Raw genomic sequence first — 12,287 nt, 5'->3', positions numbered from 1 at the left:
CAACAAAAATCGGGCTTTGTCGCTTTCGCCTCGCGGTTTTAGCGGCTAAACCCTCGCCCCATGTCCACGCTCCCGAAAACGCTCACCTTCGACACATCGACCAGCCGCGCCAATCCGACGCCGCAGCCGATGAAACGCCTCACCGTGCCGCGCATTCGCCAGCGCAAGGGTGGCGAACCGCTGGTGATGCTCACCGCCTACACCGTCCGCATGGCGCAGCTGCTCGACCCGCATTGCGATATGCTGCTCGTCGGCGACTCGCTCGCGCAGGTGATTTATGGCCTGCCGCACACCGTCGGGGTGACGATGGACATGATGGCGCTGCACGGCGCCGCGGTGGTGCGCGGCAGCTATCATGCCGCGGTGATCGTCGACATGCCGTTCGGCAGCTATGAAGGCAGCCCGCAGCAGGCGTTCGACAATGCCGCGCGGCTGCTCAAGGAAACCGGCGCCGCGGCGGTGAAGGTCGAGGGCGGCAAGGTGCTCGCCCCGACGATCGAATTCCTGACCCAGCGCGGCATCCCGGTGATGGGCCATGTCGGGCTGACCCCGCAGGCGGTGAACATCCTCGGCGGCTATGGCGTGCGCGGCAAGAGCGAGGAAGAAGCACGCTCGATCGTCGAAGATGCCGTCGCTGTGGCACAGGCCGGCGCCTTTTCGATCGTGATCGAAGGCGTGCTCGAATCGATCGCGATCGAGATCACGAACAAGGTCGATTGCCCGACGATCGGTATCGGCGCATCGGCAGAGTGCGATGGTCAGGTGCTCGTGACCGATGACATGCTCGGCATGTTCGAACGCGTTCCCAAGTTCGTGAAGCGGTACGGCAATATGGCGAGCGTCGTCGAAGGCGCGGTCAAGGACTATGCCGACGAAGTCAGGTCCCGTTCATTCCCGACCGAGGATCAGACCTACGCAGGTTGAGCCTCCCGCGATCCGCGCAAAGTGAAACGCTTGGCGTTTTTCGGTGCTGTCGCTAAGGAAGCGACCGGCCCGACGCGGAAAGCTTGGGCCAATATTGAGTTTATGGAGGTTTGATTGGCGCTGAGCCCGACGAATGATGCCGCGCTGTTGCAGGAAGTCGACGAGGCCGTCCGCAAGGACCGGCTCGATACGATCATGCAACGCTACGGCCGTTGGATCATCGGCGGCGTCATCGCCGCCCTGCTGGCATTCGGCGGCTATCTTGTCTGGAGCCACCAGCAGGATGCCGCGCGCGGCGAGCAGGCCGAAGAGCTGATCGCGGCGTTCGAAAAGCTTGGCACCAACCAGCCGCGCGCCGCGGCGACGGATCTGCAGAAGCTCGCAGCCGAAGGCGACCCCGCCTATCGCGCGGTCGCGCAGATGCAGGAAGCGAATATCAAGGCGCAGAGCGGCGACCTGAAGGCCGCCGCCGCGCTGATGGCGAAAGTCGCCGCCGATACGAAGCTCGACCAGGCGCTGCGCGATCTCGCGCTGATCCGCCAGACGGCATTCGAATATGACACGCTGAAGCCCGAAACCGTGATCGCGCGGATGAAGCCGATGGTCGATGCCAAGGATCCGGCCTCGAGCTGGTTCGCGAGCGCTGCCGAACTGTCGGCGACCGCGCACTACCAGCTTGGCCAGTTCGACCAGGCCGGCGCGCTTTATGGCCGCATCGCCAAATTGCCCAATGTGGCCAAATCGCTGCAATCGCGCTCGGTGCAGATGGCGGGGATGCTCGGCGTCGATGCGGTCGCGGACCGGGCGGACGAAAGCGCCGCAGCCGAAAAGAAAGGCGCGGCGCAAGCCGCCGCTGCCGGGGACCAGAAAGGCAATGCTGCGCCAAAGGCAGCGGCAGCCGCAAAGACTGAGGAAGCCAATTAATATGCGGAAAGCGCGTTTCGGAATTACTGTGGCGCTGCTCGCGCTGCCGCTGACGGCATGTGGGGTGATCAAAGGCGACGGTCCGCCGAAGACCCCGACCGTGGGTGACCGCGTCTCGATCCTGTCGAACGACAACAGCGTCAAGGTCGACCCGGCCACCGCGTCGATCGCGGTCGTGCTGCCCGAACCGGAGGTCAATACCGCCTGGGCGCAGTCGGGCGGCAACGCATCGAAATCGATGCGTCACCCGGCGCTCGCCGCGACGCGAACCAAGCTGTGGGAAGCCAATATCGCGGGCAGCACCAACAAGCAGCGGATCGCCGCATCGCCGGTGATCGCCGACAACCGCCTGTTCGTCGTCGATACCGACGCCGTGGTCACCGCCTTCGCCGCCGACACCGGCGCGAAGCTGTGGAGCGTGCCGATTGGCAGCACGGGCAAGGATTTCAAGGCGTCGCTGTTCGGCGGCGGCGCCGGGGTCGACGGCAATGTCGTTTATGCGACCAGCGGCGTCGGCGATGTCGCGGCGCTGAATGTCGCCGACGGATCGGTGATCTGGAAGGTGAAGCCCGCGGGCCCGCTGCGCGGCGCGCCGACGATTGCCTTTGGCGGTGTCTATGTCATCAGCCAGGATAACCAGATTTTCGCGCTCAACGCCGCCGATGGTGCGGTGCAGTGGCAGGCCACCGCGTCGATGGAGGCGGGCAGCGTGTTCGGCGCCGCATCGCCCGCGGCGGGGCAGGGGACGATCGTCGCCGGCTTCTCGTCGGGCGAGGTCCAGGCCTATCGTTACGAAAACGGCCGCGACCTGTGGGAAGACGCGCTCGCGCGCACCTCGATGGCGCTGTCGGTGTCGACGCTCACCGATGTTGACGCCGATCCGGTCGTCGATCGCGGCCGTGTCTTCGCGCTCGGGCAGGGCGGCCGCATGGCGAGCTATGAACTCGTCACCGGCCAGCGCAGCTGGGAAATCTCGATCGCCGGCATCTCGACGCCTTATGTCGTCGGCGAATGGGTCTATGCGATGACCGACGACGCCAAACTGCTGGCCGTCGCGCGCGCGAACGGCAAGGTGCGCTGGCTGCAACAGCTCGCACGTTTCCGCGTCGAAACCGAAAAGAAGAAAAAGGACCCGATCCGCTGGACCGGGCCGATTCTCGCGGGTGGCCGTCTGATCGCGGTCAACAGCGAAGGGACCTTGTCGGAATTCTCGCCGGCCGACGGCTCGCTTCTTGGCTCGACTGAATTCAAATCGCCGCTGTCGCAGGCCCCCGTGGTCGCGAATAATATTTTGTACGTCCTCGCGGACGACGGGCAGATCACGGCCTGGCGCTGATACAGCGTCCGGGCCGGGGCGGCCCGGTGTAATAGGGATAAGTTTCATGTCGCGATTCGCGACGATTGCCATTGTCGGCCGGCCCAATGTGGGCAAATCGACGCTATTCAACCGGCTGGTCGGCAAGCGCCTCGCGCTCGTCGACGACCAGCCTGGGGTGACGCGCGACCGCCGCGAAGGCGACGGCCATCTGCTCGGCCTCGATTTTCGCATCGTAGATACCGCGGGTTTCGAGGATTATGACGCCGCGACCTTGCCCGGCCGGATGCGTGTGCAGACCGAAAAGGCGGTGCGCGAGGCCGACGCGGCGCTGTTCATGATCGACGGCCGCGCCGGGGTGACCCCGCTCGACGAGGAAATCGCGCGCTGGCTGCGCAGCGAGGACACGCCGATCATTCTCGTCGTCAACAAGGCCGAGGGGAAACAGGGCGAAAACGGGCTGATGGAGAGCTATTCGCTCGGCTTCGACAATCCGATCGCGCTCAGCGCCGAGCATGGCGAAGGCGTCGTCGACCTGTTCGACGCGCTGCGCCCGATCGTCGAAGCTTATGATGCGGCGGAAGCCGAGGCTTTGCCGCCGCCGGTTGAAGGCGAAGAAGACGAGGACGCGCCGCTCGGCCCGATGAAGCTCGCGATCGTCGGGCGCCCGAACGCGGGCAAGTCGACGCTGATCAACCGCATGATCGGCGAGGACCGCCTGATCACCGGGCCCGAAGCCGGGATCACCCGCGATTCGATCCGCGTCGACTGGCAGTGGGAAAAGGACGGCGAGGTCCACGAGATCCAGCTGTTCGACACCGCAGGCATGCGCAAGCGCGCCAAGGTGGTCGAAAAGCTCGAGAAGCTGTCGGTCGCCGACGCGCTCCACGCGGTCGATTTCGCCGAGGTCGTCGTCCTCCTGCTCGACGCCACCAAAGGGCTGGAGGCGCAGGATCTGCACATCGCCGACCGGGTGCTGCAGGAAGGTCGCGCGCTGATCGTCGCGCTCAACAAATGGGATGTCGCCGAAGACCCGTCGGCGCTGTTCAACGGCGTGCGCACCGCGCTCGAAGACGGGCTCAGCCAGGTCAAGGGCGTCCCGGTGCTCAGCATTTCGGGTGCGACCGGCAAGGGCATCGACACGCTGGTCCGCGTCGCGTTCGAACAGCGCGCAATCTGGACCAACCGCGTCTCGACCGCGAAGCTCAACCGCTGGTTCGAAAATGCGGTTGAAAACAACCCGCCGCCGGCGCCCGGCGGCAAGCGGATCAAGCTGCGCTATATCACGCAGGCGCGCACCCGGCCGCCGACCTTCGTCGTTTTCGGCACCCGGACCGATAGTCTGCCCGGAAGCTACACGCGTTATCTGGTCAACGGCATGCGCAAGGAACTGGGCTTCCAGGGCGTTCCGGTGCGCCTCAACTTCCGCAATTCGCGTAATCCCTATGACGAATGACGGCGCCTGAGGCATTGGGGACGCTGGTCGTCGATGCCCGCGGAATGCGCTGCCCCTGGCCCGCGCTGCGGCTAGCGCGCGCGATGCGCGATGCGTCCGACGTGCTGCTGATCGCCGACGATCCGCAGGCCGGGCGCGAAGTTGCGGCGCTGGCGGGCGAGCATGGCTGGTCGGTCGAAACCGACGCGGCAAACGCCGATGAGGGCCGCTGGCGCGTCCGGCGCTGACCCAAAGCGGGACGGTTCGCTTCATAGCAGCCCTGACACCGTAACGTCTTTTTTACCCAACTTCGGCATGGACCGGTTGGGACCACGGCCGAATTTGAACACCAAGGGACTAAAGCATTGGACGATATCCTGGTCGATTGGGATGAGTTTCGCGCGACGCGCACCCAGCTGGGCGCGGCGTTTGTGCGGATTCTCGGCTATTTTCGCGAAGACGGCACCAAATCGGTTGCCGCGATCGAAGAGGCGATGCGCGCACGCGATGCCCGCGGCCTCGTGATGCCCGCGCACACGCTGAAAAGCGAAGCACGGCAGTTCGGCGGCGAGAAACTCGGCGCGCTCGCCGAGGACATCGAAGTCTTCGCGCGCCATTGCGTCGAAAGCCAGACCAGCCCCGAGGAATATCTGCCGCGCGTCGTCGAACTGCGCCGGCTGTTCGAAGAGACGCTCGGCGCGCTCGAACGCGAAGCGAACCCGCTCGTCCAGCGCCGCCCGACAGGTTTCGGCCGCGCCGTCGGCTACTGACGCATCGGTTGCAGCGACCCGCGCGCGAGGCTGCGCCACAGCCATTCGAGCGGGCCATAGCGATAGCGGTCGAGCCAAGGCTTCGACCAGAGCAGCATGAGCGCCCACATGCCGGCGCAGACGAGATAGAGCGTCCAGCGGCCGACGTCGCCGAACAGGCCGATCCCATAGCCGTAGAAGATCGTCGTCATCACGATGCTGGTGCCGAGATAGTTGGAGAAGGCGGCGCGGCCCGTTGCGGCGACGCGAATTATCCAGGCGCTGGTAGCAGCACGCCGGATCAGCAGCACGAGCAGCGCGGCATAGGCGATCGTCATCATCAGCCGCCCGGGTCCGGACCACGCCATGAAGGCATTGACCGCGACGAGATAGTCGAAGCCCGCGCGCCATTGGAGCCATCCGACGAGCAATGTCAGCAGCACCCCCGGGGGTAGCCAGCGCAGCGCTGTCCGCCGATAGTCGGCCGCCCCCCAGGCACCGGTCAGGAAGCCGTTGCGGAACAGCGCCATGCCGAGCATCATCAGCGGCAGCGTCTCCCATATCGTCATCAGCACGCCGACGAACGGATTGATCGCGGTATCGAGCCGTGAGTTGAGGATCGGTAGATAGGGGCCGCGATAGAGCGCGAGCTCCTCGGCCACTTCGCCGTCGATCTTGGCATATTCGGCGCGGACCTCACGCCCGGCTTCGGCCATCGGCGACGCCGGATTGTCGGCCGCATTTCCGACCGCGAGCTGTGCGCCAAAGAAAAGCGACGTCAGGACGACACCCAGAGTGAAGATGCCGAGCGCCCATTTGATCAGCCGCCGCGGTTCCCACGCGCGGAAACGGAAAGCGACGCAGCCGACCGCGGCGTAGAGGAAAAGGATGTCCCCCCACCAGAGGAAGAAATAATGGCAGAGGCCGAACACCGCGAGCCACGCCATCCGGCGGTAATGCACCGAACCCGAATCCTGTCCCGACGCCTCCGCGCGATCGACGATGAGGAGCATGCTTGCGCCGAACAGGATCGAGAATAGCCCGCGCATCTTGCCGTCGAAGAGGAGGAAGCCGAGCGCCCAGGCGGCGATGTCCGACGCCGTGTCGCCGCCATAGGCCTTGGGCGAAACATAGGCCATTTCGGGCATCGCGAAGGCGACGATGTTCATCGCCAAAATGCCCATCACGGCGAATCCGCGCAGCGCGTCGAGGGTGACGAGGCGTTCGCCCGCAACTTGTCTATCTTCGCGCATATCGCCCTCCACTGTATTATTCGCCTATAACGGCTGGGGCGACGATCCGTCCAGCGCTTTAACCTACTATTGACATCTATGTCAGTAATGCTATCTGAGCATCATCACCTGATTCGGACGAGGCCAGCCATGACCCCCACCATCTTCTCCCACCCCGATCGCCAGCCGCAGAAGTTCCGCCCGTTCAAGGCGTTCCAGCACTTTCGCAAGCTGATCGCGGACAAGGAAGACACCGAACAGGTGTTCCACATCTTTGAGAATTTGCCGCGCAAGGGCTTCATGGACGACGCGCGCGCCTTCGTGACAAGCGATTTCGGCCAGAAGCTGATGGAACGCGAACCCTATCTGCCCGACCTGCTCGACGACCATGCATGGATCGACGCGCTGCCCGAAGGCAGCGTCGGCCACGCCTATGTCACCTTCATGCGCCGCGAAGGCCTGTCGGCCGCGGGCCTCGTCGCCGAAAGCGACAAGATGGGCCGCCCGCAATATGACGACCAGGTGCAGTGGTATTCGAACCGTCTGCGCGACACGCACGACCTGTTCCATATCCTGACCGGCTATGGCCGCGACGCGCTCGGCGAACAGTGCGTGCTCGGCTTCACCTATGGCCAGACGGGCAATTACGGCAATGCCTTCATCGCCTATGCCGGCGGTTATGAGGTGAAGCGCGGCGTCAAGAGCGACGCGCCGGTGTTCGGCGCGATCCGCCAGGGCCAGCGCCACGGCAAGGCGGCGAAGGCGATCATCGAGCAGGACATCCGCTCGCTGCTCGCCGAACCGCTCGAAGCCGCGCGTGCACGGCTCGGGATCGGCGAGCCGACGCTCTATCAGGAAGCGCACCGCGCGTACCGCAACCGCGGCATCGATCCGTATAACTTCCTCGCGGCAAAGGCTGCGATGGCCTGAACTCTTCCCCGGCGAAAGCCGGGGAACCCGGCGCTCAGCCTACGCTTTCCGGCCAGACGCGCGGGCTGCGCGGCGTCTCCAGCCTGTAGTCGGAATAGGATCGCGAAAATATCTCGCGGCCCAGACGTTCGGCGTCGCCGATCGGGTTCGCCGGATCGTGGCGCACTTCGCCGCGGCTGTTGCCGGCCCCGCGCACCACGCTGACAAAATCCGAATTCGTGTAGCGGGAAAATTCCTGAATCTGGTGGACGATGCCGAGGGCCACGCCGGGATATGTTTCCTCGGACGCCAGCACTAGGCCGAGCCGTTTCCGTGCCATCGCGGCAAGCGCTGCCTGCGAGCCCGGATAAGAAGCCGCATAATAGCAGAAGCTGCGATCGAAGAACGCCTTGATCTGCGCGGACACGCCGTACCAATAAATGGGCGAACAAAAGATCACCCCGCGCGCGGGCAAAAACTCGTCGAAGAACAGGGCGCGATACGGGTCGTCGATCGCGCATTCGCCATCGGGGCGGCGGCATTGGCGGCAATCGCGCAGAAACCCCGAAATATGATCATCCAGAAATCGCAGCGCGACATCGCTGCCCGCCGCCTCGGCGCCGCGCCGGACGGCCGCGGCAAGTGTCGCGGTGTTTCCGTTCCTACGCGGGCTTCCGACAAGAATGAGCAGTTTTTCCGGCATATCGGCCGATCCTTTCGCGTGGGACACGGCGCGGCTGCCATGTCTTGTTGACGCAAAGGGGTGACGTGATACTTTCGATTGATCAACTACCTACTATTTTGTCAGGTACTCACCTTTAGGTAAGAATTGATATCCATGTCGACACGCAATCAACCCTATAATGACGGTCTCGGGCCGGTGTTCGAGATTATCGGCGGGAAGTGGAAGGCGCTGATTCTCTGGGAGCTTCACGACACCCCCGTGCGCTTCGGCGCGCTAAAGCGGCGCATCGCGGGGATCAGCGAAAAGATGCTGATCCAGCAATTGCGCGAGATGGAGGCCGATGGTCTGGTCCACCGCGAGATGTTCCATCAGGTTCCCCCCCGGGTCGATTATTCGGTTACCCCCTTGGGGGCATCGCTCAACGAAGCGCTGACGCCGTTATGCGAATGGGGGAAACATAATCTGCCCGGCGGCCGGTGACGTTGATCAGTCGAGCTTCGCGATCAGCGCTTGCGCAGCGGCGGGGTTGCGAACCTTCGCGCCGGATATGAAGAAGATATAGACGTCGCGGTCGCCCTTCGCCCAGTCGCGGGCTTGGGTCGCCCAGCCGTCCAGCGCCTTCGCATCATAGCCCGTTTCGACATCCTCTTGCGATCGCTGCAGCCGCGCATAGGTGAAGTCGGCGGTCTGTTCGTCGATGCACGGAAATTCGTCGCTGTCGGCATAAACGATCGCCATGTTCCGCTCGCGCACCATGTCGATAAAGGCCGGATCGCGGAAGCTTTCGTCGCGCACCTCGATCGCGTGGCGCAGCTTCACGCCGTCCTGCGTCTCGGGAAGCAGGTCGAGGAAACCCGCGAAATCGTCGCGGTCGAATTTCTTCGTCGCCATGAACTGCCAGTGGATCGGGCCGAGCCGGTCGCCGAGCCGCGTCAGCCCCTGCGTCAGGAACTTCTCGATCGATCCGGCGCCTTCTTTCAGCACCTTGCGGTTGGTGGTGAAGCGTGACGCCTTGACGCTGAACTGGAAGCCGTCGGGTACGGCCTCCGCCCAATTGGCGAAGGTTTCGGGCTTCTGGCTGCCATAGTAAGTGCCGTTGATCTCGATGCCGGTGAGATGCTGGCCGGCATATTCAAGCTCGCGTTTCTGTGCGAGGCCGGCGGGGTAGAAGGGGCCGCGCCACGGTTCGAAGGTCCAGCCTCCAACGCCGATATAGATGCTCATACGCCCATCACTCCTCGGCAGAAGTCGCCGTCCAGTTCGTCACCCGGCGGCGTACGGCCACCGCGAGCTCGTCCATGGTCGCGACCTGTTCGATTCCATATTTCTCGGCGGTAATATCGACATTGCCCTTGCGCCAAAAGCCCTCGGGGCAAAGCAGGATCAGCTTTCCGCCGCGAGCATGCAATCCCATTTCGAGCAGGCTGATCGGGCTTTGCGATCCGGGCGCGAAATACATCACGACGATGTCGGCGGATTCGAGCGCCGCCAGCTCCCATTCGACCTGACGGCGAAATTCGGGTTCGCTCGCGACGGGTTTCCATGCCGGATTCCAGTCGGGGCGCCGCGGGTTGAGGAACAGCACATCGAGATCGCCGAGCGACCGAACGAGCCCGGCCTGCCAATCGGCGGCGCGCCCCATGTCGATGCTGCCGCCGAGGAAGATGCGCGGCCGGGCGTGGCCGGCGGGCAGTTCCTGCGGCGAGGTCACGACCAGCGGCGCGGCAGAGGATGGCGCGGGGAGCGCCAGCAGAGCCAGGGCAGCCAGCGCGCGCCGCATCAGGCGAGCGCCGCGTCCGCTCCCATCAGGTTCGGGAAGAAGCCCTCATGCGCGTCGCGGAGCTCGGCGAGCGTCACCTGATGGTCGCTGCCCTCCAGTTCGAAGACGATGCGGTCCTTGATCGTGCGGCCGACGGGATCGACCGGCACGTCGGCGCGGCCCGCGGCGTCGAGGAAGTCGGCGAGGCAGGTGTCGCAGACGGTGACGAGATAGAGGCCCTGATCTTCACCAAAGAAGCTTTCGGCGACGCCGAACGGCTGTTCTTCGCTGACGAGGACGCCGATGTTCGACTTCAAGGCCATTTCGGCGAGCGTCACCGCCATGCCGCCGTCGGAGACGTCGTGGCAGGCGGTGATCCAGCCGGCGTTGATCGCGCCGCGGATGAAGTCGCCGGTGCGCTTTTCGGCGCGCAGATCGACGGGCGGCGGCGGGCCTTCCTCGCGGCCGAGGATTTCGCGCAGCCATGCCGACTGGCCGAGATGACCGGCGCGCTCGCCGACTGCGAGCACGATATCGCCGGTGCGTTTGAAGCCGATGCCGACCGCCTTGTTCAGATCCTCGATCACGCCGACGCCGCCGATCGCGGGGGTCGGCAGGATCGCGCTGCCACCGCCGGTCGCCTTGCTCTCATTATAGAGGCTGACGTTGCCTGAGACGATCGGATAATCGAGCGCGATACACGCCTGCGCCATGCCGTCGAGGCAGCCGACGATCTGGCCCATGATTTCGGGGCGCTGCGGGTTGGCGAAGTTCAGGCAATTGGTGATCGCGAGCGGGGTCGCGCCGACCGCGCTGATGTTGCGCCAGGTCTCGGCGACCGCCTGCTTACCGCCCTCGACGGGATCGGCGTAGCAATAGCGCGGGGTGCAGTCGGTCGACATCGCGAGCGCGCGGTTGGTGCCGTGGATGCGGACGAGCGCGGCGTCGCCGCCGGTCTGCACCGTGTCGCCGCCGACCTGGCTGTCATATTGTTCCCAGATCCAGCGGCGGCTGGCGATGTCGGGGGTGCCCATCAAGGTCTTGAGGTCCGCCGCGACGTCCTTCGTCTCGGGGACGTTCGTGAGGTCAGCCTGCTTCGGGGTGGGGACGTGCGGGCGGTCGTAGAGCGGCGCGTCGTCGGCAAGCGGCGCGAGCGGGATGTCGCAGACGATCTCGCCATGATGTTCGAGCACCATGCGGCCGGTGTCGGTGACGGTGCCGATGACCGCGAAATCGAGTTCCCATTTGTGGAAGATCGCGGCGGCGAAATCCTCGCGGCCGGGCTTCAGCACCATCAGCATGCGTTCCTGCGATTCGGACAGCATCATCTCATAGGCGGTCATGCCGGTTTCGCGCTGCGGCACATCGTCCATCTTGAGATGGAGGCCGACGCCGCCCTTCGACGCCATCTCGACCGACGAGCTGGTGAGGCCCGCGGCGCCCATGTCCTGGATCGCGACGATCGCGTCCGACGCCATCAGTTCGAGGCACGCCTCGATGAGCAATTTTTCGGTGAAGGGGTCGCCGACCTGCACCGTCGGGCGCTTTTCCTCGGCATCCTCGCCGAAGTCGGCCGACGCCATCGTCGCACCATGGATGCCGTCGCGACCGGTCTTCGAGCCGACATAGACGATCGGATTGCCGACGCCCGATGCGGCCGAATAGAAGATCTTGTCCTGTTCGGCGACGCCGACGGTCATCGCGTTGACGAGGATATTACCGTCATAGGCTTTGTGGAAATTGACCTCGCCGCCGACGGTGGGGACGCCGACGCAATTGCCATAGCCGCCGATGCCGTGGACGACGCCCGAGATCAGATGTTTCATCTTCGGATGGTCGGGGCGGCCGAAGCGCAGCGCGTTGAGGTTCGCGACGGGGCGTGCGCCCATCGTGAACACGTCGCGCAGGATGCCGCCGACCCCGGTCGCCGCGCCCTGATAGGGCTCGATGTACGACGGGTGGTTGTGGCTCTCCATCTTGAAGATCGCGGCGAGCTTCTTGCCGTCCGGCCCTTCGCCAATGTCGATGACGCCGGCATTCTCGCCGGGGCCGCAGATCACCCAGGGCGCCTCGGTCGGCAGTTTCTTCAAATGGAGGCGCGAGCTTTTATAGCTGCAATGCTCGGACCACATGACCGAGAAGATGCCGAGTTCGACGAGGTTCGGCTCGCGCCCGAGCGCGTTGAGGACGCGATCATATTCTTCCGGAGACAGGCCGTGTTCGGCGACGATCTCGGGGGTGATGACGGAGGCGGGCGCGGGTGCGGTCTGAGTCATGGCGCGCCTTTAGCGATGTAGGCGCGAAACGAACAGACCCCATGATGCGAAAACATCATGGGGTCTGCGGTCGGAGCGG

At 64.7% G+C, this 12,287-nt stretch carries 13 protein-coding genes; 8 read left to right on the top strand and 5 right to left on the bottom strand.

Annotated elements, in window-relative coordinates; genetic code table 11:
* Positions 1-60: 60 nt before the first annotated feature.
* From panB to FG91_RS09805, 6 genes are all read left to right on the top strand, one after another.
* Positions 61-924, top strand: a complete 864-nt coding sequence (gene panB, locus FG91_RS09830) for a 3-methyl-2-oxobutanoate hydroxymethyltransferase (RefSeq protein WP_037514523.1) — start codon at positions 61-63, stop codon at positions 922-924.
* A gap of 114 nt (positions 925-1,038) precedes the next feature.
* On the top strand, positions 1,039-1,848 hold the full coding sequence (locus FG91_RS09825) for a tetratricopeptide repeat protein (protein ID WP_037514521.1): 810 nt from the start codon (positions 1,039-1,041) through the stop codon (positions 1,846-1,848).
* A gap of 1 nt (position 1,849) precedes the next feature.
* Positions 1,850-3,184 carry an outer membrane protein assembly factor BamB family protein gene (locus FG91_RS09820; protein WP_037514520.1) on the top strand — a complete coding sequence of 445 codons (1,335 nt, stop codon included), beginning with the start codon at positions 1,850-1,852 and terminating at the stop codon, positions 3,182-3,184.
* A gap of 46 nt (positions 3,185-3,230) precedes the next feature.
* On the top strand, positions 3,231-4,619 hold the full coding sequence (gene der, locus FG91_RS09815; protein ID WP_037514518.1) for a ribosome biogenesis GTPase Der: 1,389 nt from the start codon (positions 3,231-3,233) through the stop codon (positions 4,617-4,619).
* Positions 4,616-4,846, top strand: coding sequence for a sulfurtransferase TusA family protein (locus FG91_RS09810; RefSeq protein WP_037514517.1), 231 nt, complete (start codon positions 4,616-4,618; stop codon positions 4,844-4,846). Before der ends, FG91_RS09810 begins: the two co-directional genes overlap by 4 nt.
* Before the next feature lie 117 nt (positions 4,847-4,963).
* On the top strand, positions 4,964-5,368 hold the full coding sequence (locus tag FG91_RS09805) for an Hpt domain-containing protein (RefSeq protein ID WP_200878427.1): 405 nt from the start codon (positions 4,964-4,966) through the stop codon (positions 5,366-5,368).
* Here FG91_RS09805 and FG91_RS09800 read toward each other — a convergent pair.
* Positions 5,362-6,600: a DUF418 domain-containing protein gene (locus tag FG91_RS09800; protein WP_037514588.1), complete on the bottom strand. Its 1,239-nt coding sequence runs from the start codon at positions 6,598-6,600 to the stop codon at positions 5,362-5,364. The genes FG91_RS09805 and FG91_RS09800 overlap by 7 nt on opposite strands.
* Positions 6,601-6,729: 129 nt before the next feature.
* Between FG91_RS09800 and FG91_RS09795 the strand changes: the two genes are divergently transcribed.
* Entirely contained in the window at positions 6,730-7,509 is a 780-nt protein-coding gene (locus FG91_RS09795; protein WP_037514515.1) for a Coq4 family protein, read from the top strand.
* 34 nt (positions 7,510-7,543) lie between these two features.
* On the opposite strand, the gene FG91_RS09790 is transcribed toward FG91_RS09795, so the two are convergent.
* A complete protein-coding gene (locus FG91_RS09790) occupies positions 7,544-8,191 on the bottom strand; it encodes a flavodoxin family protein (RefSeq protein ID WP_037514586.1) in 648 nt (215 codons plus the stop codon).
* A 135-nt stretch (positions 8,192-8,326) separates the two neighbouring features.
* On the opposite strand from FG91_RS09790, the gene FG91_RS09785 reads away from it, so the two are divergent.
* Positions 8,327-8,653, top strand: a complete 327-nt coding sequence (locus FG91_RS09785) for a winged helix-turn-helix transcriptional regulator (RefSeq protein ID WP_052187471.1) — start codon at positions 8,327-8,329, stop codon at positions 8,651-8,653.
* 6 nt (positions 8,654-8,659) lie between these two features.
* Here FG91_RS09785 and FG91_RS09780 read toward each other — a convergent pair whose 3' ends face one another.
* Genes FG91_RS09780 through purL form a run of 3 tightly spaced genes read right to left on the bottom strand, consistent with a single transcriptional unit; the run spans position 8,660 to position 12,208 of the window.
* Positions 8,660-9,397 (bottom strand): DUF72 domain-containing protein, encoded by a 738-nt coding sequence (locus tag FG91_RS09780; RefSeq protein ID WP_037514514.1) that lies wholly within the window; start codon positions 9,395-9,397, stop codon positions 8,660-8,662.
* Between the two features lie 7 nt (positions 9,398-9,404).
* Positions 9,405-9,953, bottom strand: coding sequence for a nucleoside 2-deoxyribosyltransferase domain-containing protein (locus FG91_RS09775; protein WP_037514512.1), 549 nt, complete (start codon positions 9,951-9,953; stop codon positions 9,405-9,407).
* The gene (gene purL / locus FG91_RS09770; protein ID WP_037514509.1) at positions 9,953-12,208 is read right to left on the bottom strand and encodes a phosphoribosylformylglycinamidine synthase subunit PurL; all 2,256 of its coding nucleotides are present in this window, start codon (positions 12,206-12,208) and stop codon (positions 9,953-9,955) included. Before purL ends, FG91_RS09775 begins: the two co-directional genes overlap by 1 nt.
* Positions 12,209-12,287: the final 79 nt, after the last annotated feature.

The organism is Sphingopyxis sp. LC81 (genome assembly GCF_000756375.1).
GTDB lineage: Bacteria > Pseudomonadota > Alphaproteobacteria > Sphingomonadales > Sphingomonadaceae > Sphingopyxis.
Note: the sequence above shows the minus strand (reverse complement) of the source record. Positions and strands in the feature narration are given on the sequence as shown.

Coding starts and splice junctions, on each gene's coding strand:
- der (WP_037514518.1), top strand. CDS start 3,231: ATGTCGCGATTCGCGACGATTGCCATTGTCGGCCGGCCCAATGTGGGC.
- FG91_RS09800 (WP_037514588.1), bottom strand. CDS start 6,600: ATGCGCGAAGATAGACAAGTTGCGGGCGAACGCCTCGTCACCCTCGAC.
- FG91_RS09775 (WP_037514512.1), bottom strand. CDS start 9,953: ATGCGGCGCGCGCTGGCTGCCCTGGCTCTGCTGGCGCTCCCCGCGCCA.
- FG91_RS09820 (WP_037514520.1), top strand. CDS start 1,850: ATGCGGAAAGCGCGTTTCGGAATTACTGTGGCGCTGCTCGCGCTGCCG.
- purL (WP_037514509.1), bottom strand. CDS start 12,208: ATGACTCAGACCGCACCCGCGCCCGCCTCCGTCATCACCCCCGAGATC.
- FG91_RS09795 (WP_037514515.1), top strand. CDS start 6,730: ATGACCCCCACCATCTTCTCCCACCCCGATCGCCAGCCGCAGAAGTTC.
- panB (WP_037514523.1), top strand. CDS start 61: ATGTCCACGCTCCCGAAAACGCTCACCTTCGACACATCGACCAGCCGC.
- FG91_RS09785 (WP_052187471.1), top strand. CDS start 8,327: ATGTCGACACGCAATCAACCCTATAATGACGGTCTCGGGCCGGTGTTC.
- FG91_RS09810 (WP_037514517.1), top strand. CDS start 4,616: ATGACGGCGCCTGAGGCATTGGGGACGCTGGTCGTCGATGCCCGCGGA.
- FG91_RS09790 (WP_037514586.1), bottom strand. CDS start 8,191: ATGCCGGAAAAACTGCTCATTCTTGTCGGAAGCCCGCGTAGGAACGGA.
- FG91_RS09780 (WP_037514514.1), bottom strand. CDS start 9,397: ATGAGCATCTATATCGGCGTTGGAGGCTGGACCTTCGAACCGTGGCGC.